The 23,797-nt window shown below is 68.6% G+C and carries 20 protein-coding genes; 14 read left to right on the plus strand and 6 right to left on the minus strand.

The genetic code is table 11. The annotated features are described in order from the left end of the window. The first annotated feature begins 578 nt into the window (after positions 1–578). The 9 genes from GVY64_RS12510 (at position 579) to rraA (ending at position 6,758) form a co-directional block, all read left to right on the plus strand. Entirely contained in the window at positions 579–1,223 is a 645-nt protein-coding gene (locus tag GVY64_RS12510) for a DUF6474 family protein (protein ID WP_159840848.1), read from the plus strand. Positions 1,224–1,237: 14 nt separating this feature from the next. After that, complete coding sequence (locus tag GVY64_RS12515) at positions 1,238–1,768, plus strand: hypothetical protein (protein WP_159840850.1); 531 nt, start codon at positions 1,238–1,240, stop codon at positions 1,766–1,768. Positions 1,769–1,808: 40 nt separating this feature from the next. After that, positions 1,809–2,465 carry a YcnI family copper-binding membrane protein gene (locus GVY64_RS12520; RefSeq protein ID WP_159840852.1) on the plus strand — a complete coding sequence of 219 codons (657 nt, stop codon included), beginning with the start codon at positions 1,809–1,811 and terminating at the stop codon, positions 2,463–2,465. Further along, positions 2,462–3,001 carry a copper resistance CopC family protein gene (locus tag GVY64_RS12525; protein WP_159840854.1) on the plus strand — a complete coding sequence of 180 codons (540 nt, stop codon included), beginning with the start codon at positions 2,462–2,464 and terminating at the stop codon, positions 2,999–3,001. The genes GVY64_RS12520 and GVY64_RS12525 overlap by 4 nt, the downstream gene beginning before the upstream one ends. A 5-nt stretch (positions 3,002–3,006) precedes the next feature. Next, positions 3,007–3,960, plus strand: coding sequence for a CopD family protein (locus GVY64_RS12530; protein ID WP_442939573.1), 954 nt, complete (start codon positions 3,007–3,009; stop codon positions 3,958–3,960). A 33-nt stretch (positions 3,961–3,993) separates the two neighbouring features. Then, the gene (locus GVY64_RS12535) at positions 3,994–4,452 is read left to right on the plus strand and encodes an SRPBCC family protein (RefSeq protein WP_159840856.1); all 459 of its coding nucleotides are present in this window, start codon (positions 3,994–3,996) and stop codon (positions 4,450–4,452) included. A gap of 281 nt (positions 4,453–4,733) precedes the next feature. Continuing rightward, the gene (locus GVY64_RS12540; RefSeq protein ID WP_159840858.1) at positions 4,734–5,108 is read left to right on the plus strand and encodes a DUF5313 family protein; all 375 of its coding nucleotides are present in this window, start codon (positions 4,734–4,736) and stop codon (positions 5,106–5,108) included. Between the two features lie 50 nt (positions 5,109–5,158). Further along, on the plus strand, positions 5,159–5,524 hold the full coding sequence (locus tag GVY64_RS12545; protein ID WP_159840860.1) for a DUF5313 family protein: 366 nt from the start codon (positions 5,159–5,161) through the stop codon (positions 5,522–5,524). Between the two features lie 745 nt (positions 5,525–6,269). Then, complete coding sequence (rraA, locus tag GVY64_RS12550) at positions 6,270–6,758, plus strand: ribonuclease E activity regulator RraA (protein ID WP_159840862.1); 489 nt, start codon at positions 6,270–6,272, stop codon at positions 6,756–6,758. 48 nt (positions 6,759–6,806) lie between these two features. Here rraA and GVY64_RS12555 read toward each other — a convergent pair whose 3' ends face one another. Then, positions 6,807–7,025, minus strand: coding sequence for an RNA-binding S4 domain-containing protein (locus tag GVY64_RS12555; RefSeq protein WP_159840864.1), 219 nt, complete (start codon positions 7,023–7,025; stop codon positions 6,807–6,809). 301 nt (positions 7,026–7,326) lie between these two features. Here GVY64_RS12555 and lysX point away from each other — a divergent pair, with 301 nt between their 5' ends. Next, positions 7,327–10,650, plus strand: coding sequence for a bifunctional lysylphosphatidylglycerol synthetase/lysine--tRNA ligase LysX (gene lysX / locus GVY64_RS12560; protein ID WP_159840866.1), 3,324 nt, complete (start codon positions 7,327–7,329; stop codon positions 10,648–10,650). A 100-nt stretch (positions 10,651–10,750) separates the two neighbouring features. Next, the gene (locus GVY64_RS12565) at positions 10,751–10,963 is read left to right on the plus strand and encodes a hypothetical protein (RefSeq protein WP_201297999.1); all 213 of its coding nucleotides are present in this window, start codon (positions 10,751–10,753) and stop codon (positions 10,961–10,963) included. Between the two features lie 149 nt (positions 10,964–11,112). Here GVY64_RS12565 and GVY64_RS12570 read toward each other — a convergent pair whose 3' ends face one another. Further along, a complete protein-coding gene (locus GVY64_RS12570; RefSeq protein WP_159840868.1) occupies positions 11,113–11,691 on the minus strand; it encodes a Uma2 family endonuclease in 579 nt (192 codons plus the stop codon). A gap of 90 nt (positions 11,692–11,781) precedes the next feature. Between GVY64_RS12570 and GVY64_RS12575 the strand changes: the two genes are divergently transcribed. Together GVY64_RS12575 and GVY64_RS12580 are read left to right on the plus strand one after the other, a co-directional pair. Next, the gene (locus GVY64_RS12575; protein ID WP_159840869.1) at positions 11,782–12,396 is read left to right on the plus strand and encodes a histidine phosphatase family protein; all 615 of its coding nucleotides are present in this window, start codon (positions 11,782–11,784) and stop codon (positions 12,394–12,396) included. 113 nt (positions 12,397–12,509) lie between these two features. Beyond that, positions 12,510–12,833 carry a hypothetical protein gene (locus tag GVY64_RS12580; protein ID WP_236566787.1) on the plus strand — a complete coding sequence of 108 codons (324 nt, stop codon included), beginning with the start codon at positions 12,510–12,512 and terminating at the stop codon, positions 12,831–12,833. Between the two features lie 67 nt (positions 12,834–12,900). Here GVY64_RS12580 and GVY64_RS12585 read toward each other — a convergent pair whose 3' ends face one another. The 4 genes from GVY64_RS12585 to GVY64_RS12600 form a co-directional block, all read right to left on the minus strand. Next, positions 12,901–13,800, minus strand: a complete 900-nt coding sequence (locus tag GVY64_RS12585) for a cutinase family protein (protein ID WP_159841134.1) — start codon at positions 13,798–13,800, stop codon at positions 12,901–12,903. Positions 13,801–14,138: 338 nt separating this feature from the next. Then, positions 14,139–15,608 (minus strand): glutamate synthase subunit beta, encoded by a 1,470-nt coding sequence (locus GVY64_RS12590; RefSeq protein ID WP_159840871.1) that lies wholly within the window; start codon positions 15,606–15,608, stop codon positions 14,139–14,141. Then, on the minus strand, positions 15,601–20,253 hold the full coding sequence (gene gltB, locus GVY64_RS12595) for a glutamate synthase large subunit (protein WP_159840873.1): 4,653 nt from the start codon (positions 20,251–20,253) through the stop codon (positions 15,601–15,603). Before gltB ends, GVY64_RS12590 begins: the two co-directional genes overlap by 8 nt. Positions 20,254–20,993: 740 nt before the next feature. Next, positions 20,994–21,569: a chorismate mutase gene (locus GVY64_RS12600; RefSeq protein ID WP_159840875.1), complete on the minus strand. Its 576-nt coding sequence runs from the start codon at positions 21,567–21,569 to the stop codon at positions 20,994–20,996. A 225-nt stretch (positions 21,570–21,794) separates the two neighbouring features. On the opposite strand from GVY64_RS12600, the gene GVY64_RS12605 reads away from it, so the two are divergent. Beyond that, positions 21,795–23,498: a DUF4407 domain-containing protein gene (locus GVY64_RS12605; protein ID WP_159840877.1), complete on the plus strand. Its 1,704-nt coding sequence runs from the start codon at positions 21,795–21,797 to the stop codon at positions 23,496–23,498. Positions 23,499–23,797 lie beyond the last annotated feature (299 nt).

Genomic DNA, 23,797 nt, shown 5'->3' on the forward strand with positions numbered 1-23,797 from the left:
CACCAGTACCGCCGCCTGGCCACCCGCTGGGAACGACGCACCGACATCCACCAAGGATTCCTCGACCTCGCCGCCGCCCTCATCTGCTGGCGAAGACTCCGCAACCGAACCTGATAGGCGCTCTAAGCAGTATGGTCCCTACCCCCGACAGTGTTGAATTCCAGCGCCTGCGGCGCTGGGTGTTCGCGGCCCCCTCATGGCTCGCGTCCGAGCGACCGCCGCTGGCGACTTCGTCGCGGACGCGGCGGCCGCTCGAACGCGAGCCGGGCCGCGAACGGCGCATGCTCGGTCTCGCTCCGCTCGAAACCGGGAGTTCAGGTGGGTGGTTGCGTCAGGTGGTAATCGTGCATCCAGCGCAGGGCAGGAGGGGACGTGAGATATCTGGCCGGATCGCTCGGGACAGAAGTTCGGTCGACCGGCGGTGATGCCACTTCGGCAGGTGCGGAGGACGGAGGTCGCACTACCCTCGCAGCTGACACCGAGGACCCGATAGGGTAGCGACAAAGCGTGTGACATGGGCGGACGGGCTTCCCCGGCGTCGTACTGCCATGGCGAACCAGCATGACGGAGGGCCTTCGATGGGGTTGTTCACGAAGCGCAAGCGGCGGCCGAGCCGCAGGGCCGAGGCGAAAGCCCTCAAGCACAAGGCCGCGATCGAGGCCAAGCTCGCCGCGAAGAACGACCGCAAGGCACGCCGCGCCGAGGCCCGTACCCAGCGCAGGGTGGCCAAGGCGCAGATCGCGGCCTTCCAGGCGGAGGAGAAGGCCGCGCTGAAGGTGGCCGCCAAGGCCGAACGCGATCCGTTCAGCGCCGGTCAGGTGAAGAAGTATCTCGGCGTGGCGCGGGTGCTCATCCCGGTGCTCGCCCCCCTCGCCTACCGCGGGGCCACCTTCCTGCGCGGGCAGTTGGACACCCGCCGCGCCCAGCAACTCGGCGTGGGCATCGACCAGCTCGGCGACTTCAGCGGACACGGAGCCAAGCTGCAGGCGCGCATCACGAATGCCGAAGCGGCCCTGGCGAAGATCGGCGCGCAGGACGGCAAGGACAAGGGCGAGACGCAGAAGTTCGTCACCGCCACCAAAGACCGTCTCGGCAGCCTGACGGCGGCGGTGCACACCTCCGACCAGATGCCGGCCAACCGCCGCCGGTCGGTGCACGCGTCCATCTCCCACGAACTGTCCGGGATCGAGTCCGACATCCTGGCGCGGCTCGGCGTGCGCTGAGCGTTCCCGGCCCGATGTCCCCGCACCCGATCACCGGCCACCTGCGTGGTGGCCTGGTCGGCGTGCTGGTGGGCGTCCTGGCCGTGGCGGCGCACGGGGCGGCGGGCGGAGGCGCGCCCGGCACCACCGAACTGACGTTGCTGTTGCTGATCGCCGCCGGGTTCGGTTCGGTCGCGGGAACCGTGCGGGCGCACCCGTCCGTCGTGGCCGGGTTACTCGGCGCCGGTCAGCTGCTGAGCCACGTCGCGCTGTCGGTCCTGCTCGGCCACGACCACGCCGGAACCGGCTCCGGCGCACCATCATCCCCCTTGCCGACGGGAGGGATGCTGTTCGCGCACATCGCCGCGACGATCGGCTGCGCGGCGCTGATCGCACTGACCGAGCGGCTCTACGCCGCCGCCTCCGGCGCACTCCGCGCGATACTCGCGCCGCCGCGGCGCGCGCGGATCGTCGGCGCGCCGCTCTGGCCGTATTCCGGCCTCCCGCCCTATCGCTGTGCTCCACTCGGTGCGCTCGGCCCGCGCGCGCCGCCGGTGTCGGCCTGACCGCCCGACACCCCTTTCCCTTCGCACAGGAAGCTTCAGCATGCACAGCTCTCTTTCGCGCGCCGTCGGAACGACCTGCACCACAACGGCACTTGTCCTGTTCGCGGCCGGCACCGCCGCGGCCCACGTCACGGTGGACGCTCCCGGCGCGACCCAAGGCGGATACGCCGTCGCCACCTTCCGGGTGCCCACCGAATCGGACACCGCGGGCACCACAGCGCTCACCGTCACCCTGCCCAACCTGAAATCGGCGCGGACCGAGCCGATTCCCGGATGGTCGGCCAAGGTCGAACGCAACGACAAGAAGGAGATCACCGCGATCACCTGGACCGCCGATCCCGGCGCGCCGGGTATCCCGCCCGGCCAGTTCCAGCGCTTCGCGGTGTCCGTCGGCCCGCTGCCCGCGCAGGATTCGGTGAGCTTCCCCGCCAAGCAGACCTATTCCGACGGCAAGGTGGTCAGCTGGGACCAACCGGTCGAGAAGGACGGCGACGAACCGGAGCATCCGGCCCCGTCCATCACCCTGGCCGCCGGGAAAGAGGATTCGGACGGGCACAAAGTGAGCAGCGAAGCCGCGGACGAGGACTCCGAGCACGAGGACGAGACAGCCCGCTGGCTCGGCGGGATCGGTCTCGCGCTCGGCCTGCTCGGTGTCGCGCTGGGCGTCGGCACTGTCATTCGAGGACGTCGCGCATGAACCGCCGACTCCTCGTCGCCCTCGTCGCCGGCCTGTTCCTGCTCGGGTTCGGTATCGCCGCAACCGGCGTCGCCACCGCGCACTCCGCGGCCACCGGAAGCGTCCCGGACGACAACGCGACAGTGGACGCCGGGCCCGAGCGCGCCAGCGTGACGTTCAACGAGGCACTGCAGCCGAGTTTTCCGTCGCTCACCGTCGTCGGGCCCGACGGCAACCTCTGGTCCAAGGGTGATCCCGTGGTCGAAGGCAATACGGTGAGCGTCGTCTTGGGCGAGTTGGGGCCGACCGGCGAATACACCATCGCCTACCGGGTGACCTCGGCCGACGGACACCCCGTCAGTGGCAAACGGCACTTCACGCTCAGCAAGCCGGGCAACGGCACGCCGGGACCGAAACCGAATGCGAAGGCTCACGACAGCTCCGACGGCTCGGACGGAATTCCGCTGTGGGTGTTCGTCGCCGGGGCGGTGGTGCTGTTCGGTGGCGGACTCGCGTTCGCGTTGTTCGGCGGCAGGAGCCGCGACCAGAAGCGGTGAGCGACGTGAAGACCGGCGGCCGAGGCGGCGCGCGCCGCGCCCCCGGCCGGATGCCATGGCCCGCTCTGCTCCTGGCCTTCCCGGCCGGGTTGCTCGGGGTAGCGCTCGCCTGGGTGCTGATCCTGCCCGGCCCGCTGCCCGGCGAGGCCGTGGTGCGGGTGGTGGCCGACGGCGTCGGGGCGACCGCACTCGGATTGGCGGCGCTGCCCAAGGTGACGCCGCGGTTGACGACACCGTGGCGGCTGCTCGCGGTGCTCGCCGGAATCTGGGCGGTCGCGGAATTCGCCGTGCTGATCTTCGAGGCAGCCGAGGTGGTCGGCGTTCCGGTGCGCGAACTCGGCGCCGAAGAGTTCGCCACCTATCTGGTCGAGGTCAGCGGCGGGCAGATCGGGATCGCGATCCTGGTCGGCGTCGTGACGGTGGCCTGCGGGGCGGCACTCGCCTTCCGGCGGCCCGGGTCCGCCTCCGCGGATCTGGTGCTGGTATTCGCCGCGGTCGCACTGGCGTTGCGGCCGATCACCGGACACATGTCGCAGCAGGCGTTCGGGTCGGTGCTCGCCGCGGTGCACGCGCTGGCGGCGGGCGCCTGGTTGGGGTTGCTGATCGCGCTGGCACTGGTCGTGCGGACCCGCGGCGAGTGGGCGGTGGCACTGCCGAGATATTCGGCGGTGGCGCTGCCCTTGGTGGCGATCGTGGCGGTGACCGGCCTGCTCAACGGGCTGATCCGGGTGGGAGGGATAGCTCCGTTCGTCAGCACCGGCTACGGCCGGATCCTGCTCGCGAAGACCGTGGTGCTGCTCGGCTTGCTCGCTCTCGGCTGGTGGTGGCGGCGCAGCTGGGTGCCGAAAGCGGCCGACCACCGGATGGATGCCGACGAGTCGTTACGCCGCGCGGTAGCCGAGGTGATCGTGATGGCGCTCGCCTTCGGCCTCGCCGCCACCCTGGCGGTGACAGCCTGAGCCGGATCGTCGCGCCCCGGTTAGGGTCTGCTCATGACCGAAGTGAAGATCGTCGAGGATTGCGTGGCCTCGGCCGAGTCAGCGTTCGCCTACGTGAACGATTACCGGAACCTGGCGCGATTCCTGCACGGCATCCAGTCCTTCACTCCGGTCGGCGAGCAGACCGAAGGGGTCGGCGCCACATTCGACGGGCACATGAAGCTGGGTCCCGCCTCGCTGAAATCGCGGATCCGGGTGATCCGGTGGGAGGAGAACTTCGCGATCGGCGTCGAGTCGATCAAGGGTTTCGACGTCGAATCCACGTTCCTGTTCCACGCCAAGGGCGAGGACTTGTGCACCGTCGACGCGATCGTGGACTTCCGAGTGCCCGGCGGCCTGGCGGGCCGAGCCCTCGGTAAGACCATCGAACCGTTCGTGAAGATCGCCGTGCAGCACACGACGCACAACCTGGTGACGCAGATCGCCGCGTTCCACGCGGGCTCTGTCAACTAGCCGCGACTTCGTCGCGGCGTGTCCGCGGCACCTTTCATGGCTCGAAACCGGGAGTTGGGGTCCGCTGGGCGCGTCAGGGTTCGATCATCGGCCCTCCGCACGCGGTTCAGCATGGCCGGCAGGGCGAGCAGTTGCGCCAGTAGGTGTCGCGTGCCAGGCCGCGCTATCGATCCGCTGTCCGTCGGCCGCCATGAGGCGGGATCGTGGCCGCGACTTGTGCGGTTCCTCGAAGCGAATGGGCGTAGTTGCGCCGGTGGTGGCGGTATCGCGATGCTGGAGGCGTGAGCGCTACCCCCTCGTTCGGACAAAAGGTCGGCTACATCTTCGGCCGCACCCTGCCGGAATCGATGTCCGACTGGGTGCGCGAGGACCTGGTCGGGCCCGGGGCCACGCGGCGCTATCTGCTGCGATTCCTGGTGCCCGTGCTTCCGGTGCTCATGCTCTTCCTGCTGCTGCCCGGCCCGTTGTGGATGGGTCTGGCGATGATGGCGCTGCTGTACATTCCGCTGATCTACTTCACGGTGGCGCTGCTGTACGTCTACCGGCGCCATCGGCTGATCAAGCACGGTCTCGACCCCGCGCTCGCGGACGCCGACGCCCGCCGCCGGGACGAGCGCGAACGGCTCGACTACGAGCGCAGGCACGGACGCGGATGAGTCGCGCCGGAAACTAGCGGTGACTTATACCACAGGCATAGCCTTGTGGTATGGAAACCCCCACGTTCAGGCAGCGGGTCGCCTACGATCTGGGCCGCGAGCTCCCCGAAGAGCTGCACGAGTGGGTCACCCACGACCTCGTCGGGCACGGGGCCATGGAACGCTATCTCGTCCGTTTCCTCGGGCCGATCATCCCGTTCTTCGCCTTGGTGCTGCTGTTCCCCGGGCCGATGCCGCTGAAGATCGGCTTGATCGTGATGATGATCGTCCCGATGGTCGTCTTCACCGTCGCCCTCAGCTACGTGTGGCGCCGCTTCCGCTTGGTCCAGCACGGCCTGAACCCAGACCTGGTCGACCACGGCAAGTGCACCGAACACGACCGCGACCTGTACGAACTGCGCTACGGCCACCGATAACGCCGCCCACCGCCTCGCGCGCTGACAACCACGCGCGCCGCCTGTGCACGCCTACGGAACGAAGCCGATCCACCGGGTAGCGCCCACCCCATCCACCTCCGACGGCCCGGCAATCCGGACCGTGCCGGTCGCCTCCAGGACCACGCCCGAGCTCCCTGCTCCGCAACAAAGGAGCAAGCGACCGCCCTGCGCCACCGCAACAGGTGAGCCCGGGTAATGCGACAACAATCACACCCGACCTGACGAAAACACACCAGCTCCACCCCGAATTTCGCGCGCCGCGAGATCGAGCCTCCGCCCTCCGCGGCTTAGTCCACGTTCGACTGACCGCCACGGCGGATTTGCGACACCGATCAACCGCTACCGGCCCCAGCAAACTTCGGAAAGCCCGCTCACCGCCACATGCCACCACACCTGCTCACCCACCGGTTTCGCCTGAAGCAAGACAGAGCACCCACCGTTCACAGCCAGGCTTCCATTCGCGTTACTGCCGTGCAGGCGACGAAGCCAGGTGCGCCGGCCATGCTGAACCGCGTGCCAGGGCGCCGACTTCGAATCCTGACGGGCCCAGCGCACCACAACGACAGGTTTCGAGCGAAGCGAGACCGAGCATCCGCCGTTCGCGGCCCGGCTCGCGTTTCCGCGGCCGCCGCGTACGCGACGAAGGAGCAAGCGGCGGTCGCGCAAACGCGAGCCATAGAGGGGCCGCGAACACGCCGCGACGAAGTCGCGGCAAAATAGCCCAGTGACCGAATCGCAGAATGTAATCGCCACCGCCGACCTGGCCGACGAGATCGGCCCGGAGATCCGCAGCTGCGATACGCAGTTCATCCAGTTCGGCGGGCGGGCTGCGTTCTCCGGACGCATCACCACCATCCGCTGCTTCCAGGACAATCTCCTGGTGAAGCAGACGCTCGGTGAGCCGGGCGAGGGCAAGGTGCTGGTGGTCGACGGCGGCGCGAGCGTACACACGGCACTGGTCGGCGACATCATCGCCGGGCGCGGCGTCGAGAACGGCTGGGCGGGCGTCGTCGTCAACGGCGCGGTTCGCGACTCGGCCATTCTGCGGACCCTGGACATCGGTATCAAAGCGTTGGGCACCAATCCGCGCAAGAGCACGCAGACCGGCAGCGGGGACCGGGATGTGCCGGTGGAGTTCGGCGGAGTGACGTTCGTGCCCGGCGACATGCTCTACAGCGACCACGACGGCGTCGTGGTGCGCGCCGAGGACTGAGCCGGTGCGGCGGCGCGGCCGGGCCGCTCCGGCCGCCGCCGCGGGCCGTCAGGCGGACACGATCGCCTTGTGACCGGCGAGAGCCACCACGTCGCCGATCTGCAGTTGCCTCCCGCGCCGCAGTTCGACCTCGTCGTTCACCCGCACCAATCCTGCGGCGATCACCGTCTTCGCCTCCGAACCCGAGTCGATCAGGTTGGCCAGCTTCAGAAACTGGCCGAGCCGAATAACGTCGTCATCGATCGGTACTTCGACTGGTTCCGACATGGGGTAATACTTACTCCCTCACCCCAACTCGCCGAACACCGCCCCACACGCCCAGCGATCTCGGGGCAACTCGAGCCCGCACCGGCATCGCACCGAAATCCGGCCGCTCCTTCCGCAGGTATCGAAATTCACGCCGATTCGCTCGGTTCTGTCGCGCGGTCGGCGCGGAATCACGAAAGTTCGTGTTCGGCTCCGACCTGCGGCATACTCGTCGCGACGAAGTACCGCCCGCACAAACACCGCACAAACACGCGCTCCGCAGGCTTGGCAAATCCGACACACTCACGTACACACTGGTTCCGTGACCTCCACGCAAGCCCAGCAACACCTCGATACCGCACCACGCGCGGATAAACCGACTCCGCCGGTTCCCCACCGGGGTCACGGACGACTTTCGGAAGTGCCGCATATCGCGGGATTGACGCTCGGTGTATTCGCGGTGCTGTGCTTCCTCTGGAGCCTCTCGCCCGGCCTGCGTTTCCTGACCCAGGTGCCGCGCCGCTATATCGATACGTATTACTTCGACGCGCCGGACACGAACCTGATGTGGGCGTTGGTCGTCGGGCTGACGGCAGGCGCGATCGCCAGCCGCAAACGGATCGCCTGGTGGTTGCTGGTCGGCTATCTCGCGATCTACGCCGTGGTCAACGCCGTCACCTTCGCCGATCGGGGCAGTATTCACGCGCTGGTGGCGATGGTGCTGCACCTGGGCACGATCGGCGTGCTCGTCGCGGCCTGGCCGGAGTTCTACACCAAGGTGCGCCGTGGCGCCGGATGGAAGGCGCTCGGCGTGCTGGCCTGCGGTTTGGCCATCGGCGCGCTGCTCGGGTGGGGCTTGGTGGAATTGTTCCCCGGCAGCCTCCCGCAGGGCGTACAGCGACCGGGCTGGGCGGTCTATCGCGTGACCGCTGCCGTGCTGGCGGACAACGAGCACTTCGACGGGCATCCGCCGCCGTTCGTCAACTTCCTGCTCGGCCTGTTCGGCGCGGTCGCGCTGCTGGCCGCGGTGGTCATCCTGCTGCGCTCGCAGCGGGCGGCGAACGCCATGACCGGCACCGACGAGTCGGCCCTCCGCGGATTGCTGGAGCGCTCGGACGTGGAGGATTCCCTCGGCTACTTCGCCACCCGCCGGGACAAGGCGGTGGTGTTCGCACCCAGCGGCAAAGCGGCGGTGACCTATCGGGTAGAGCTGGGTGTGTGCCTGGCCAGTGGCGACCCGGTCGGCATCCGCGAGGCATGGCCGCAGGCGATCGATGCCTGGCTGCGCCTGGCCGATCGTTTCGGGTGGGCTCCCGCGGTGATGGGCGCGAGCGAACTCGGTGCGACGGCCTACCGCCGCGCGGGCCTGTCCGCGCTGCGCCTCGGCGACGAGGCCATTCTGGACACCAGGAACTTCTCGCTGGCGGGGCCGGAGATGAAGCCGGTGCGCCAGGCCGCGAACCGGCTGCGCAAACACGGCGTCATCGTCCGTATCCGCAGGCACCGCGACATCCCCGCGGAGGAGTTCGCCCGGATCATCGCCCGCGCCGACGCCTGGCGCGACACCGAGACCGAGCGCGGGTTCTCGATGGCGCTGGGCCGCTTGGGCGATGCGCTGGACGGCGACTGCTTGCTGGTCGAGGCCGTCAACCCGCAGGACCGGGTGCTCGGCATGTTGTCGTTGGTGCCGTGGGGCCGCACGGGTGCCTCGCTGGAGTTGATGCGCCGCGACCCCGGCGGGCCCAACGGCGTGATGGAGCTGATGATCTCGCAGCTCGCGCTGAACTCCGAGCAGTACGGCATCACCAAGGTGTCGCTCAATTTCGCCGTGTTCCGCTCGGTGTTCGAAGAAGGCGGGCGGATCGGGGCCGGTCCCGTGCTGCGCTTGTGGCGCGGCGTCCTGCTCTTCTTCTCCCGCTGGTGGCAGCTGGAGGCGCTGTATCGGTCGAACGTGAAATACCAGCCGTACTGGGCGCCGCGCTTCTTCCTGTTCGAAGAGCGCAGGCAGCTGCCGCGCGTCGCGGTGGCCAGCGCGCTGGCCGAGGGATTCCTGCCCCGGTTCGGCAAGGAACCCGACGCCGCCGCCCACACCGGTGAGCATGTCGCGGTGCCCGCCACCGTTACCGGGCTGCACGCCGACGGCAGTCCGCCGGATATCACCGAGGCGGAGGCCGAGGAGCAGCTGCCGCGCAGGCCCGAACAGGTCCGCGTGCGCATGGACAAACTGGCGCGCTTGGCCGATGCCGGTATCGATCCCTATCCGGTCGCCTATCCCCCGACGCACACCGTCGCCGACGCGCGGCGTTCGCCCCGGGGCACCACGGTGCGGGTCTGCGGCAGGCTGCTGCGCATCCGCGACTACGGCGGTGTGATCTTCGCCGTGGTCCGCGACTGGACCGACGACATCCAGCTGGTCATCGACCGCGACCGGGTGGGCGCCGCGCGCAGCACCGAGTTCGGCGAGTTCTTCGATCTCGGGGATCTGATCGAGGTGAGCGGGCAGATCGGGGCGAGCAGGCGCGGTGAGCTCTCGCTGCTGGCGGCGGACTGGCGGATGTTGGGCAAGTGCCTGCACCCGTTGCCGGACAAGTGGAAAGGGCTGGCCGATCCCGAGGCCAGGGTGCGGCAGCGCTATGTCGACATGGCGATCAACACCGAGATCCGCGAGGTGCTGGCCAAGCGGAGCGCGGTGGTGCGTTCGCTGCGGGACTCACTGAACTCGCTGGGTTTCCTGGAAGTGGAGACGCCGATCCTGCAGCAAGTGCACGGCGGCGCGAACGCCACGCCGTTCCTCACCCACATCAACGCCTACGATCTCGACCTGTACCTGCGCATCGCGCCGGAGCTGTATCTGAAGCGGCTGTGCGTCGGCGGTATGGAGAAGGTGTTCGAAATCGGGCGCACCTTCCGCAACGAGGGCGTCGATTTCAGCCACAACCCCGAGTTCACCATCCTGGAGGCCTACGAGGCGCACAGCGACTACGAGCGCATGATGCACACCTGCCGGAGGCTGATCCAGAATGCCGCGATCGCGGCAAACGGCGCCATGGTGGCCCTGCGGCCCAACGGCGACGGCACTTTCGAGGAGGTGGACATCTCCGGCGACTGGCGGGTGCAGACGGTGCACGGCGCGGTGTCGGAGGCGATCGGCGCCGAGATCACTCCCGAGACCGGTGTCGAGGAGCTGCGCGAGCTGTGCGAAAAGGCGGACGTGCCCTATCAGCACGGATGGGACGCCGGTCAGGTGGTGCTGGAGATGTACGAGCACCTGGTCGAATCCCGCACCCAGGAGCCGACGTTCTACATCGACTTCCCGACGTCGGTGTCCCCACTGACCAGGCAGCACCGCAGCATCCCCGGTGTCACCGAGCGGTGGGACCTGGTGGCCTGGGGCGTCGAACTCGGCACCGCCTACAGCGAACTCACCGATCCGGTAGAGCAGCGCCGCAGGCTCACCGAGCAGTCACTGCTCGCGGCCAACGGTGACCCGGAAGCGATGGAACTGGACGAGGATTTCCTGCAGGCGCTCGAGCACGCGATGCCGCCCACCGGCGGGCTGGGCATGGGCGTGGACCGGATCGTCATGCTGATCACCGGCCGCAGCATTCGCGAGACCTTGCCTTTCCCCTTGGTGAAGCCCCGCTGACCGTGCCTTCGCGTTGGAAGGGTTCTCATCGAGCGAACCGGACCGCTACCCTTGGAGATTCGGCTCCGGGAGGAGGCCGCTACACCAAAGGGGTTCGAATATGTACCTTGACCTGCTGACGAACGCGAGTCTGCTGGACCACACCGTATGGGCCAGCCCCGACACGTGGAACTCCGCGCTCGAGTTGGCCGCCAAAAAGAAGAAGAGCAGGGGCGGGGGCGGCCTCATCATCGGCGCGATCTGCTGCCTGCTGGTGGTCGCGCTGATCATCGGCGGCATCTATCTGCTGACCAAGCGCAAGAAGAACTCTTAGCGGCAGACGTCGACGGCCCGTCGGACGCGGCGCGACCCGGGCCGCCTCGTGTCCACGGCGTCGTGTTTCCGATGTCGACTGGACAAGCAGATCGGCGCGGTGGGGGCTCGGTGCGACCCACCTCATCTATCCATACCGGAGCGACCGGTTCAGATCCGGTCGATCTCGGTGAGGTCGACGTCGATATCGAACGGCACGGTCAGCTTCAGCCGATCGTGATGAATACCGGTGAGTGCGTATGCTTTCGTCGCCGGGTCCAGTTCGTAGACATACGCCACCGGTCGGCCGTCGACGTTCTCGACCCGCCAGAAATGCGCAATGCCCGCCCGGGCGTACAGCTGTGGTTTGCGCTCTCGATCACGTGTGCGCGACTCAGCGGACACGACCTCCACTGCCAGGACGACATCGTCGGCCTGATACGAGGTCAGCTCGGGACCACCGTCGCGATCGGCGTGAATCACTATCAGGTCCGGCTCCGGGCGCTGGTCCCGTCCCAGCGTCACGGTCATCTCCCGGCGCACCCGCAGGTGTTCCGGCGCGAGCCCGCGAAGCACGGAATCGAGCAACGTGACCGCCAGCATGTGGAACTTCGCCTGCGGACTCACGAAGACGAGACTTCCGTCGATCAACTCGGTGTGTGGGGGAAGGTCTGGCAGGCGATCGAGATCCTCGGCTACGAACCCGCCGGGCGGCGGACGCAGCCACTGCGGAAACGGCTCGACGGTCATGGCATCGAGTATCTCACCGCAGGTGGCCGTACACAGCGGTCGCACCGGGGCGAGCTGAGACCGGCCAGGCGGATGCGGCAGAGTGGGTGGGTGCAGTTGATTCTCGTTCGCCATGCCCAGCCGGTCCGGATGCTGAGTTCGGGTGGGCCCGCCGACCCGGAGCTGGCCCCGGTAGGCGTGGAGCAGGCCGAGCGGGTGCCTGCGGCGCTCGGCCATCACCGGGTGTCCCGTGTGGTGAGCAGCCCGCAGCGCCGGGCCAGGGAAACGGCGGCGCCGACCGCCGCGAAGTTGGGTCTCGGCGTCGATCTCATCGACGACCTCGCCGAATACGATCGCGATCTGCCTGCCTACATCCCCATCGAGGACGCCAAGGTCGAATTCCGCGACGCCTACGACCGGATCAAGGCCGGTCACCTGCCGGTGCAGGTGGACGGTGCCGCGTTCAAGGCCAGGGTCCACGCCGCCGTCTCCGATATCGTCGCGGCCGCCGACCCGGCGGACACTGTGGTCGCGTTCGCGCACGGCGGGGTGGTCAACGTGCTGCTGCAAGAGGTCCTCGGGCTGGAGAGACCGCTGACCTTCCCCATCGACTACTGCTCGATCACCAGGATCCTGTTCTCCCGCACCGGGCGGCGCACGGCCGCCACCGTGAACGAGAACGGCCACGTGTGGGATCTTCTGCCCCGCAATATCGGCCCGCGCTGAGCATTCCCAGCCGATTGCCAGGTCTGTCGCACCGGTGTCCCAGTGACGGAATCTTCGATAGGACCGGTGAGCCGCTTCCGACAGTGGTTCACGGTTCGAGAGAAAGGAATTCCGTGTCGCTCTCCAAAACCGCTACGCCGCTGCGGCGTCTGGCTCGGGTCGCCGTGGCCGGGTCGTTGATCGCCGTCCCGCTCGCCGCCCTCGCTGCGAACGCTTCCGCCGAAACCCCGTCCGTCCAGGACCAGGTCCAGTTGGTGGACGCGCCGCAGCAGGGCGCCGACATCGACGGCAGGCCTCGCCATTTCGAGCACCATGAACGGCACGACGGCCCGCGCCGTGGACCGGACGACCGGCCGGGTGACGGACCGTGGCGTGGTGGCCCGCCGCACCGGTTCCACCAGTTCCAGCAGTTCCTGCCGCCGACCGGTTCGAGCTAGCCGGCCGGCCACATCGAAAAGGGCCCACCTCCGAGTCCGGAGGTGGGCCCTGTGGTTTCGCTGCGGCTCAGGCCATTCCCGCGATCCAGTTGTGCATCCAGGAGATGGCGGTCTGACCGCCACCGACCGGGTAGCTGCCGTACAGGGTGTGGGCCTGCGACTTGTAGAAACGCTCCAGGTCCTTGGCGCGCTGCTGGTTGGCCGAGTCGGTCAGCTGCGCCTGCAGAGTCGGGACACCACCCGAGCTCATCAGGTCGCCGATGATGTTGCCCGCCTCGATCTGGTAACGCCACATGTTGGCGGGGTTGGCGTCCGACGCCTGGGCCAGGAACCCGGCGAACCGGGTGACGAAGTCCTCGGTCGCGGTCGCGCAGTAGAGGTCGTCGAGCGCGCAGATGGTGCGGGTGCGATCGCTGACCCAGCCGAAGCCGCCGACCCGCGGGCCGCCCGCGCCCGCACCGGGAGCGACCGGGCCGACCTGGATGTCGGTGGGCGAGCGACGCGGATCGGAGATCAGGCCGACGCCTGCGACGCGGTCGGCAGGCACGACACCGAGGCCGGTGCCGAGTTCGGCGGCGAGATCGCCTGCGGCGTCCGCGCCCTGGCTGTAGCCGACCAGGGCGATCTTGGTCGCGCCGCACTGCTGCGCCATGTTCGCGATCAGACCCCGGGCGTTGTCGACCGCCTCCTTCTTGGAGTTGCCGTAAACCTCACCCTCCCACGGGAAGGCGGTCGCGGCATAGGTCACGTAGTCGACCTCCGTGGAGGACGGGAGGCCGCGAGTGACGCCGGCCAGCATGCCGGGCTGCGGGGTCTTGTCCCGTCCGGTCTCCCAAGTACCCGGGATCGCCACCACGTACAGGCTCGGGCAACCGGGCGCGGCGCTCGCCGACGCACCCCCGAAAACCAAGCCGGACATCACGGTCGCGGACGCGCCCAGAGCCGCGACGACCTTCTTCCACTGCATACCGCTCCAAACCTCGCCCTCGTCGAACTTCCCGCCGAGTTGCCGCGTCCATGCTGAACTCACCGGATGTCGTTCCAGTGCACGCCGGGTGAACACCATCACCCGACCGGTATGACGTGCACCCAAAACCGCATCCCAAGATCAGCAGCACGCCGGAGATCACAATAAAGCCACGAACGCCGCAATGCCATTCGAACTCTGCAGTGTGTCGGATTTCCGTTCCCCGTGCGATTCGAAGCCCGCGGATCGAGGGGGCGGAACGTCCCGGGCACGCGAAAGGCGCCTGTGGACGAGTTGTCCACAGGCGCCTTCGTTTCCGCTCCGGTAAGAGAGGGGACCTAGCGCTGAGCCACCATGGTGGGGGTGATCGGCGCCGGAAGGGCGGTCTCGCCTTCCAGGTACCGGTCCACGCCCGCGGCCGCAGCGCGGCCCTCGGCGATGGCCCAGACGATGAGCGACTGGCCGCGGCCCATATCGCCGGCGACGAAGACGCCGGGAACGTTGGTCGCCCAGTTCTTGTCGCGCTGCACGTTGCCGCGCTGGTCGTAGCCGACGCCCAGATCGGTGAGCAGGCCCGGCTTCTCGGGACCGACGAAGCCCATGGCCAGCAGCACCAGGTCGGCCTCGAGGGTGAAGTCGGTGCCCTCCACCTTCTCGAACCGGCCGTTGACCATCTTGACCTCGTGCGCGTCCAGACCGGTCACCTTGCCGTCCGCGCCGACGAAGCGCTCGGTGTTCACCGAGAACACCCGCTCGCCGCCCTCTTCGTGCGCCGAGGAGACCCGGTACATCAGCGGGTAGGTCGGCCACGGGGTGGACGCGGCCCGCTCCTCCGGCGGACGCGGCATGATCTCGAACTGGTGCACGCTGGCCGCGCCCTGGCGGTGCGAGGTGCCCAGGCAGTCGGCGCCGGTGTCGCCACCGCCGATGATGACGACCTTCTTGCCCTTCGCATGGATGGGCGGCAGGCCCTTGTCGTCGGTGACGTCGTCGCCGAGCTGCACCCGGTTGGCCCAGGGCAGGAACTCCATCGCCTGGTGGATGCCGTCCAGGTCGCGGCCGGGGATAGGCAGGTCACGCGCCAGGGTGGCGCCACCGGCCAGCACGATCGCGTCGAACTTCTCGCGCAGCTGCTCGGCGGTGATGTCGACGCCCACGTTCACGCCGGTCTTGAAGATGGTGCCCTCGGCCTCCATCTGCGCGAGACGGCGGTCGATGAAGCGCTTCTCCATCTTGAATTCCGGGATGCCGTAGCGCAGCAGACCGCCGATGCGGTCGGCCCGCTCGAACACGGTCACGGTGTGCCCGGCGCGGGTCAGCTGCTGCGCCGCGGCCAGACCGGCCGGACCGGAACCGACCACGGCGACCTTCTTGCCGGTGAGGCGGGTCGGGTAGACCGGGGTCACCCAGCCCTCGTCGAAGGCGTTCTCGATGATCTCGACCTCGACCTGCTTGATCGTGACCGGATCCTGGTTGATGCCGAGCACGCAGGACGCCTCGCACGGCGCGGGGCACAACCGCCCGGTGAATTCCGGGAAGTTGTTGGTCGCGTGCAGCCGGTCGATGCCTTCGCGCCACCGGTCCTTGTAGACCAGGTCGTTCCACTCGGGGATCAGATTCCCCAGCGGACAACCGTTGTGGCAGAACGGGATACCGCAGTCCATGCAGCGGCTGGCCTGGGTCCGCAAGGTCTGGTGGGAGAAGTTCTCCTCGTAGACCTCTTTCCAGTCCATCAGGCGCAGCGGCACCGGCCGCCGCTTGGGCAGTTCCCGAGAAGTGTGCTTCAGAAAACCCTGGGGGTCAGCCACGTGCGGCCTCCATAATCGCCTCGTCCACGTCCTTGCCGCTCTTCTCAGCTTCGGAGATGGCGAGCAAAACCTTCTTGTATTCGCGCGGCATGACCTTCACGAAGTGGTTCACCTGCTGCGACCAATCGCTCAGGATGCGCTCGGCCACAGCGGAACCGGTCTGGTCACGGTGCTGGGTGATGATGTCGTGCAGCCAGGTGAAATCGTCACCGGCCAGCTGCTCGACGGCGTCGGCCTGCTCGGGGTTGAGCCGAGCGGCGAAGGTGCCGTTCGGGTCGAAGACGAACGCCACGCCGCCGGACATACCGGCGCCGAAGTTGCGGCCGGTCTCGCCGAGGATGACCACCCGGCCGCCGGTCATGTACTCGCAGCCGTGGTCGCCGACGCCCTCGACCACCGCGGTGGCGCCGGAGTTGCGCACGGCGAACCGCTCGCCGACCACACCGCTGAGGAACACCTGGCCGCTGGTCGCGCCGAACAGGATCACGTTGCCGGCGATGATGTTGCGCTCCGGGACGAACTCGCCGGGCGCGTTCAGCGACGGGCGCACCACCAGCCGGCCGCCGGACAGGCCCTTGCCGACATAGTCGTTCGCGTCACCCTGTACGCGCAGCGTGATACCCGCGGGCACGAAGGCGCCGAAGCTGTTGCCCGCCGAGCCGGTGAAGGTGATGTCGATGGTGTCGTCGGGCAGGCCCGCGCCGCCGTAGAGCTTGGTCACCTCGTGGCCGAGCATGGTGCCGACGGTGCGGTTGACGTTCGTGATCTTGGTCTCGAACTTCACCGCCTGACCCCGCTCCAGCGCGTCGCGGCTCTGCACGATCAGCTGCTGGTCCAGCGCCTTGTCCAGGCCGTGGTCCTGGGACTTGGTGCAGCGGCGGTCCTGGAACATGAACGCCGTCTCGACGTCGTCCAGGATCGGCGACAGGTCCAGCTTGCTGGCCTTCCAGTGCTGCTTGGCCCGCGAGGTGTCGAGCAGGTCGACGCGGCCGATGGCCTCGTCCAGCGTGCGGAAGCCCAGCTGCGCCAGCAGCTCCCTGACCTCCTCGGCGATGAACAGGAAGAAGTTCTCGACGAATTCCGGCTTGCCGGTGAACCGCTCGCGCAGCACCGGGTTCTGTGTCGCGACGCCGACCGGGCAGGTGTCCAGGTGGCATACCCGCATCATGATGCAGCCCGAGACCACCAGCGGCGCGGTGGCGAAGCCGTACTCCTCGGCGCCGAGCAGCGCCGCGATCATCACGTCGCGGCCGGTCTTCATCTGGCCGTCGACCTGCACGACGATGCGGTCGCGCAAGCCGTTGAGCAGCAGCGTCTGCTGGGTCTCGGCCAGGCCGAGCTCCCAGGGACCGCCCGCGTGCTTGAGCGAGGTGAGCGGCGAGGCGCCGGTGCCGCCGTCGTGACCGGAGATCAGCACGACGTCGGCGTGCGCCTTGGACACGCCCGCCGCGACGGTGCCGACGCCGGGCTCCGCGACCAGCTTCACGTGGATGCGCGCCTGCGGGTTGGCGTTCTTCAGGTCGTGGATCAGCTGCGCCAGATCCTCGATCGAGTAGATGTCGTGGTGCGGCGGCGGCGAGATGAGGCCGACGCCCGGCGTCGAGTGCCGCACCTCGGCGACCCACGGGTACACCTTGTGCGCCGGAAGCTGGCCGCCCTCACCGGGCTTGGCGCCCTGCGCCATCTTGATCTGGATGTCGGTGCAGTTGGTCAGGTAGTGCGCGGTCACGCCGAAGCGGCCCGAGGCCACCTGTTTGATGGCGCTGCGCCGCCAGTCGCCGTTCTCCTCCGGCTCGAAGCGCGACGGCGACTCGCCGCCCTCGCCCGAGTTCGACCGGCCGCCGAGGCGGTTCATCGCGATCGCCAGGGTCTCGTGCGCCTCGGCCGAGATGGAGCCGTAGCTCATCGCGCCGGTGGAGAACCGCTTCACGATCTCCGAGGCCGGCTCGACCTCCTCGATCGGGATCGGGCTGCGCGCCTTGTGCTTGAACTTGAACAGGCCGCGCAGCGATGCCAGCCGCTCGGACTGGTCGTCGACCAGCTTGGTGTACTCCTTGAAGATCGAGTACTGGCCGGAGCGGGTGGCGTGCTGCAGCTTGAACACCGTGTCCGGGTTGAACAGGTGGTATTCGCCCTCGCGCCGCCACTGGTACTCACCGCCCACCTCGAGTTCGCGGTGCGCGCGCTCGTTGCGGTTCTCCAGGAAAGCGACCCGGTGCCGCTGCGCGACGTCCTCGGCGATCTCGTCCAGGCCGATGCCGTCCAGGTGCGAGCGCAGGCCGGTGAAGTACTCGTTCACCAGCTCCTGCGACAGGCCGATCACCTGGAACAGCTGGGCGCCGTTGTAGGAGGCCAGCGTGGAGATGCCCATCTTGGACATCACCTTGAGCACGCCCTTGCCCGCGGCCTTGTTGTAGTTGGCGACCGCCTTGCGGTAGTCGGCGGCCAGGTCACCGGTGCTGCCCGGCATCTCGAGCGCACCGCGCTCGAGCATGTCCTCGATGGTCTCGAAGGCCATGTAGGGGTTGATCGCGGCGGCGCCGAAGCCGACCAGCGTGGCCATGTGGTGCACCTCGCGGGCGTCACCGGCCTCCACGACCAGGCCGACCATGGTGCGGGTGCGCTCGCGCACCAGGTGGTGGTGCACCGAGGAGGTCAGCAGCAGCGACGGGATCGGCGCCAGCTTCTCGTTGGACTCGCGGTCGGACAGCACGATGATCCGCGCTCCACCGTCGATGGCGGCCGACACCTGGGTGTTGATCGCCTCCAGCGCCTTGCGCAGGCCCTTGCCGCCCTTCTTCACCGGGTACAGGCCGCGCACGACCACCGAGCGCAACTCGGGGTGCGATCCGTCGTCATTGATGTGCACGAGCTTGGCCAGCTCGTCGTTGTCCAGGATCGGCTGCTCCAGCGCGATCATGTTGCAGGACTCCGGTCCCGGGTGCAGCAGGTCGGCCTCCGGGCCGATGTTGCGCTTGAGGCTGGTGACCACCTCTTCCCGGATCGCGTCCAGCGGCGGGTTGGTGACCTGCGCGAACAGCTGGGAGAAGTAGTCGAACAGCAGCCGCGGGCGGGACGAGAGCACCGCGATCGGAGTGTCGGTGCCCATCGAGCCGAGCGCTTCGCCGCCGGTCTTGGCCATCGGCGAGATCAGGAGGTTGAGCTCCTCGGTGGTGTATCCGAAGATCTGCTGGCGGATCAGCACGCGGTCGTGCGACATGTGCACGTGCGGGCGGTCGGGCAGGTCGGCCAGGCGGGAGACGCCCGCGTCCAGCCACTGCTGGTACGGCTGCTCCGCGGCGAGCTGGGACTTGATCTCCTCGTCGCCGACGATGCGGCCCTGGGCGGTGTCGACCAGGAACATGCGGCCCGGCTGCAGGCGCGCCTTCTGGACCACCTTGGACGGGTCGATGTCGAGCACGCCGACCTCGGAGGCCATCACGACCAGGCCGTCGTCGGTCACCCAGATACGGCTCGGCCGCAGGCCGTTGCGATCGAGCACGGCGCCGACGACGGTGCCGTCGGTGAAGCACACCGACGCGGGGCCGTCCCACGGCTCCATCAGCATCGAGTGGTACTCGTAGAAGGCCCGCCGCTGCGGGTCCATGGTCTCGTTGCGTTCCCAGGCCTCGGGAATCATCATCAGCACGGCGTGGGGCAAGCTGCGGCCACCGAGGTGCAGCAGTTCCAGCACCTCGTCGAACCGGGCGGTGTCGCTCGCCCCCGGGGTACAGACGGGGAAGATCTTCTCCAGCCGGTTCTTGCCCGCGGAGTCGACGCCGAAGACGTCGCTGCGCAGCAGCGCCTCGCGGGCGCGCATCCAGTTCTCGTTGCCGGTGACGGTGTTGATCTCACCGTTGTGCGCCACCCGGCGGAACGGGTGCGCCAACGGCCAGGACGGGAAGGTGTTGGTGGAGAACCGGGAGTGCACGATGCCCAGGGCGCTCTCCACGCGGGAGTCCTGCAGGTCCAGGTAGAACGCGCGCAGCTGCGGCGTGGTGAACATGCCCTTGTAGACGAAGGTCTGCCCGGACAGGCTCGGGAAGTAGACCGACTCCCTGCCGACCGCGCCCTCACCCGCACCGGCCGACCCCAGTTCGCGCTCGACCCGCTTGCGCACCACGTAGGCGCGACGCTCCAGATCCATCTCCGACAGCGGATCGGAAGCGTTCTTCGGCGAGGCGATGAAGATCTGCCGGAAGCTCGGCATGGCGTCGCGCGCCAGCGCGCCCAGCGACGACTCGTCGATCGGCACCTCGCGCCAGCCGAGGACCTCGAGGCCCTCTTCCTTGACGATCTTCTCCACGCCGTAGGCGGCGCGCGCGGCTTCGCGACGGGCCTGCGGCAGGAAGGCGATGCCGGTGGCGTAGGAGCCCTCCGGCGGCAACTCGAAGTCCACGCTGGCGCGGAAGAAACGGTCCGGGACCTGGATCAGGATGCCCGCGCCGTCACCGCTGTTGGGCTCGGCGCCCGCGGCGCCACGGTGCTCCAGGTTCAACAGAGCCGTAATAGCCTTGTCGACGATGTCGCGGCTGCGTCGGCCGTGCATGTCGACGACGAATGCGACGCCGCAGGCGTCGTGCTCGTTCGCCGGGTCGTAGAGCCCGATGGGTCCAGGTGACCGGTGGCCAGGAAGTTGCGTCATGCCTCTGCCTTCAGGAAAGTCGGCCTTCGAAGAAAACGGCCTTTCGTCGAACGCCTCCGTACAAGACTGCGCCCGTACGTTCCGAAGCCAGCCGCGCTGATGGTCTTCGGCGTGCAGTCAGGTCTGCAGTTTTTTTCCACCCGCTTCTGTGACGTAGTGGGTGCCCTTCGGTAACGGATCCCTAACAAGATCCTTACCTCCGAGCGGGTGCTCGCCCGCTACGCTGAGCACCTGGCTAGGGCTGCCCGAGCGGGCGAGGTAGCCGAACGTTCTGTGTTCGGCGTAAGAGCAAACGATAAGTCAGGTCCAGGGCCCAACCAACTTAGGTAGTGCTAATAACCAGGTTTAGCTGGGCTTCTGCATTAGGTCCTCCACGTGTGCGCGTCGTCCAGTGTAAAGCAGCGAGTACCGTGCGATCGATCCCCATGGCACCCGGTGCCACCTGGGAATACCGGCGCGCGACACCCATCCGAGACCTTCCTCACAAAGCCCGGAAACCGCCCTCACCTGCGTCGAAGTGGATTTCCCCGGTTCGCCGCGCGGCAAACCAAGCGGCAGCGGCTAACTCGACGATCGGGTCGTTGAGATATTTCCGACACGGGCGTGACAAGCCATGAATGTGATCCGACCGTCCGGCCTCTTTTGTCCGCTGTGTCATTCAGCACATAATCAGCAAATATCGGAGAGTGGTGTTGGACACAGTGTTCGCCGTAGTGCCGACGAGCGGCCGGCGATTCGGTCTAAGCGGGGCAGAGGGATACGGCGGCCCGCACCAGCGCCGCTCGATGCAGGGCGTCGCCGTGCCCCGTGGTGAATACGCCGAAGACGCTGCGCGCCAACCGTTCCGCGCAATCCGGCGCGGTCAGCTCGGCTCGGCGCAGATCGAGCTGGTCGAGAATCTCGACGTTCACCCGGTCGATGACCGGACGCACGGAGGCGAGCCCCTCGGGCGCGGTGGGCGCCGCGGCCGGGTCGAAGCGCCACTGCAGCATCAGTCCGCGTTGCACCGTCTTGTTGGCCTCGATCTGCCCGAAGAAAACCTGTCGCACCCAGTTCTCCGGCAGGTCACGGCCATTGCCGAGACGAGCCATCGCGTCGTAGACGGTCGCTTCCCGCACCGGATCGTCGATGGCGGGCTCCGTGCCGAGTTCGCCCGCCGCCACCCACTTCGCCGCGGCGACGGCGTCCGCGGTGTCCAGCCGCTCCAGCACCAGGGCGACCAGCCGGTCCAGCGACCGGTCGTCCGGCGCCGCACCCGCGCTAGCCGGCCACATCAGCAGCGCCGCGGCCAGCAGCGTCAACCCGATTCTGCGCACGCCGCGACCTCCTCGGATCCCTCGCACGGAAACGAATCACCGCGTCAGCGTAGGCACACGCGCCTCCGGAGCCGTAGACGACGTTCGGACGACCTGTGAGCCTGGCCACATCCGGCCTTCCCTGCTCGCTGCGCCCCCGGGGAGCCTGTCACGCTGTCACAACGAATCCGTGACAGTTTCGTCGCGCCCGTGTCAGCGCCTGGGACGTAGAGGATGTGCCTTCCGATGACCGTCACCAGCTTGTTCACCTGGCTCGGCGGGGGCAGGAACAGCGCGATCACCGATCGTCACGAGCGTGCGGGATACACCGTCACGGGGGCGGTCGTGCTGTTGTTCGGGGTGATCTCCGGTGTGGTCGCCGCCCTGGCCGCGGGCTCCGCATGGCCGTGGTGGGCGGCGCTGTCGGCAGGCGTCGTGGTCGCCGCACTGACCGGCGCGCTCGCCAGGGCTCTGACTACGCCCCGGCCCAGTGGCGGGCCGGATCGGCTCGGCCTGATCGCGCGTCTCGTGGTCGCGGTGCTGGCGGGCGGATTGCTCGCCGAGCTCGCCGCGATCGTGCTGTTCAGCGGATCCGTCGACCGGCTGCTGGACGAGAAGGCGCAGCGTTCGCTCGATTCGGCGCCGCGCGTCGTCGCGGCGCAGACGGAACTCGACCGGGCGAAAGCCGACCGGGCCGCGCTCGAACAAGCGATCGGCATGGCGCAGAACGATATCGATCACGCCTTGGTGATCGCCCGCTGCGAGATCAACCCGACTCCGGAGTGCCCGCGCACCAGGATCACCGGCGTGCCAGGACGCGGGCCGGAGGCGCAGACGGCCAACGACATGCTCGACGACGCCCGCAAGCAGCTCGCCACCGCGCAAGGCCGGGTCGATGCCGCGGACCGCCGGATCGACGCGGGCCAAGCCGCCCTGTCGACCGCGCGGACCGCCGCGTTCGACGACGCCGACCGCGGGCTCGGCGCGCGCTGGCAGGCGATGAACGACTACACGGTGCGCGACGCGCTGCCGCTGCGCGTGCTCACCATCGTGGCGTTCGTCGCGCTGGCCCTGCTGCCGTTGGTCCTGCGCTGGTGGCGCGGCGAGACATCGTTCGACCGGCACAACGCGGCCCGCACGGTGCACGACCGCGCCGAGCGGGAAGCCGACGCGGTGATCGCGCTCAAGCAGGCCGAAGTGCGCGCCGAGACGGAAACCCTGCGCGCCGAGCAGGAACTCACCGCCGCCCGCCTCGCCGTCGAGGCGGACACGGCCATCGACCGGGAGCGCCAGCGCACCCGCATCATCGCGGCCATCGGCGGCATCGAGATCGGCATCACCGAGCCGCCGCGCCGCCCCGAACTTCCCGCCGTCGCGGCGGACGACCGAAAGGACAGCGCCGTGCCCGACGAGGCGACGCACCTACCCGCTCCCGCCGCCGCGCATCCGCCGGTGCCCGCCGTCGCACCCGCACCGGCCGTGCCGAGCGGTGGAGGCGGCCTCGAGCTGCCGCTGATCGGCACGGTCCCGTTCACCGACACCGCGGCGCGTTTCATCCGGCCGCTGGTTCCGTCGTTCGTCGCCAACGCGATCGACACGGCGACGCATCCGTTGCGCACCGCGCGGCAGGCGTTCGAAGAGGTCGAGGAGATCACCTTCACGCTGCGGCGCACCCGCAAGGTCACCGTCGACGGCCAGACCTCGCATCCGCAGGCCGTCGGCTATCAGCTGCAGCCGGGCACGCCCGACATCGCGCACGCCCAGCACATTGCCTCCACCGTCGTGGACGCCCACTACTCCGCGCCGCCCACCCCCCGCTACTCCTCGCTTCCCCCCACCGGCGCCGCCGGCTACGGTCTGCCCACCGGCGCCCACCGGGACGAGCTGCCGGGCCACCACCGCCCCGAACTTCCGGAGGCCATCCGCCGCGAACTGCCGCCGGGGCGCTGACCGCACCGCGCCGACAAGCGGTCAGCCTGATCGAAAAGCGGCCGTAGTAGCGCTGGCGCGGCTGCTCCGATTGCCGTCGAGCAGCGGGCCGGGTCGATCGGCGCGGGCACCGCTGTCTCCGGCGACTCGACCACCGGCAGCGCACCAGACCGTAGGCCGGCCGGACGCCGCCGACTCCGAGTCGAGCAAATGGGCGTCGAGCAGGTGGGCTTTTGTGCGGTCGCCACACGGTCGGGCGCGTGATCCCGCGCGCGCGTCGCCGAAGCGGTCCGCGCGATCCGCGCCGGATGCGGACCGGT

Origin of the sequence: Nocardia sp. CY41 (assembly GCF_009829325.1) — a bacterium.
GTDB lineage: Bacteria > Actinomycetota > Actinomycetes > Mycobacteriales > Mycobacteriaceae > Nocardia.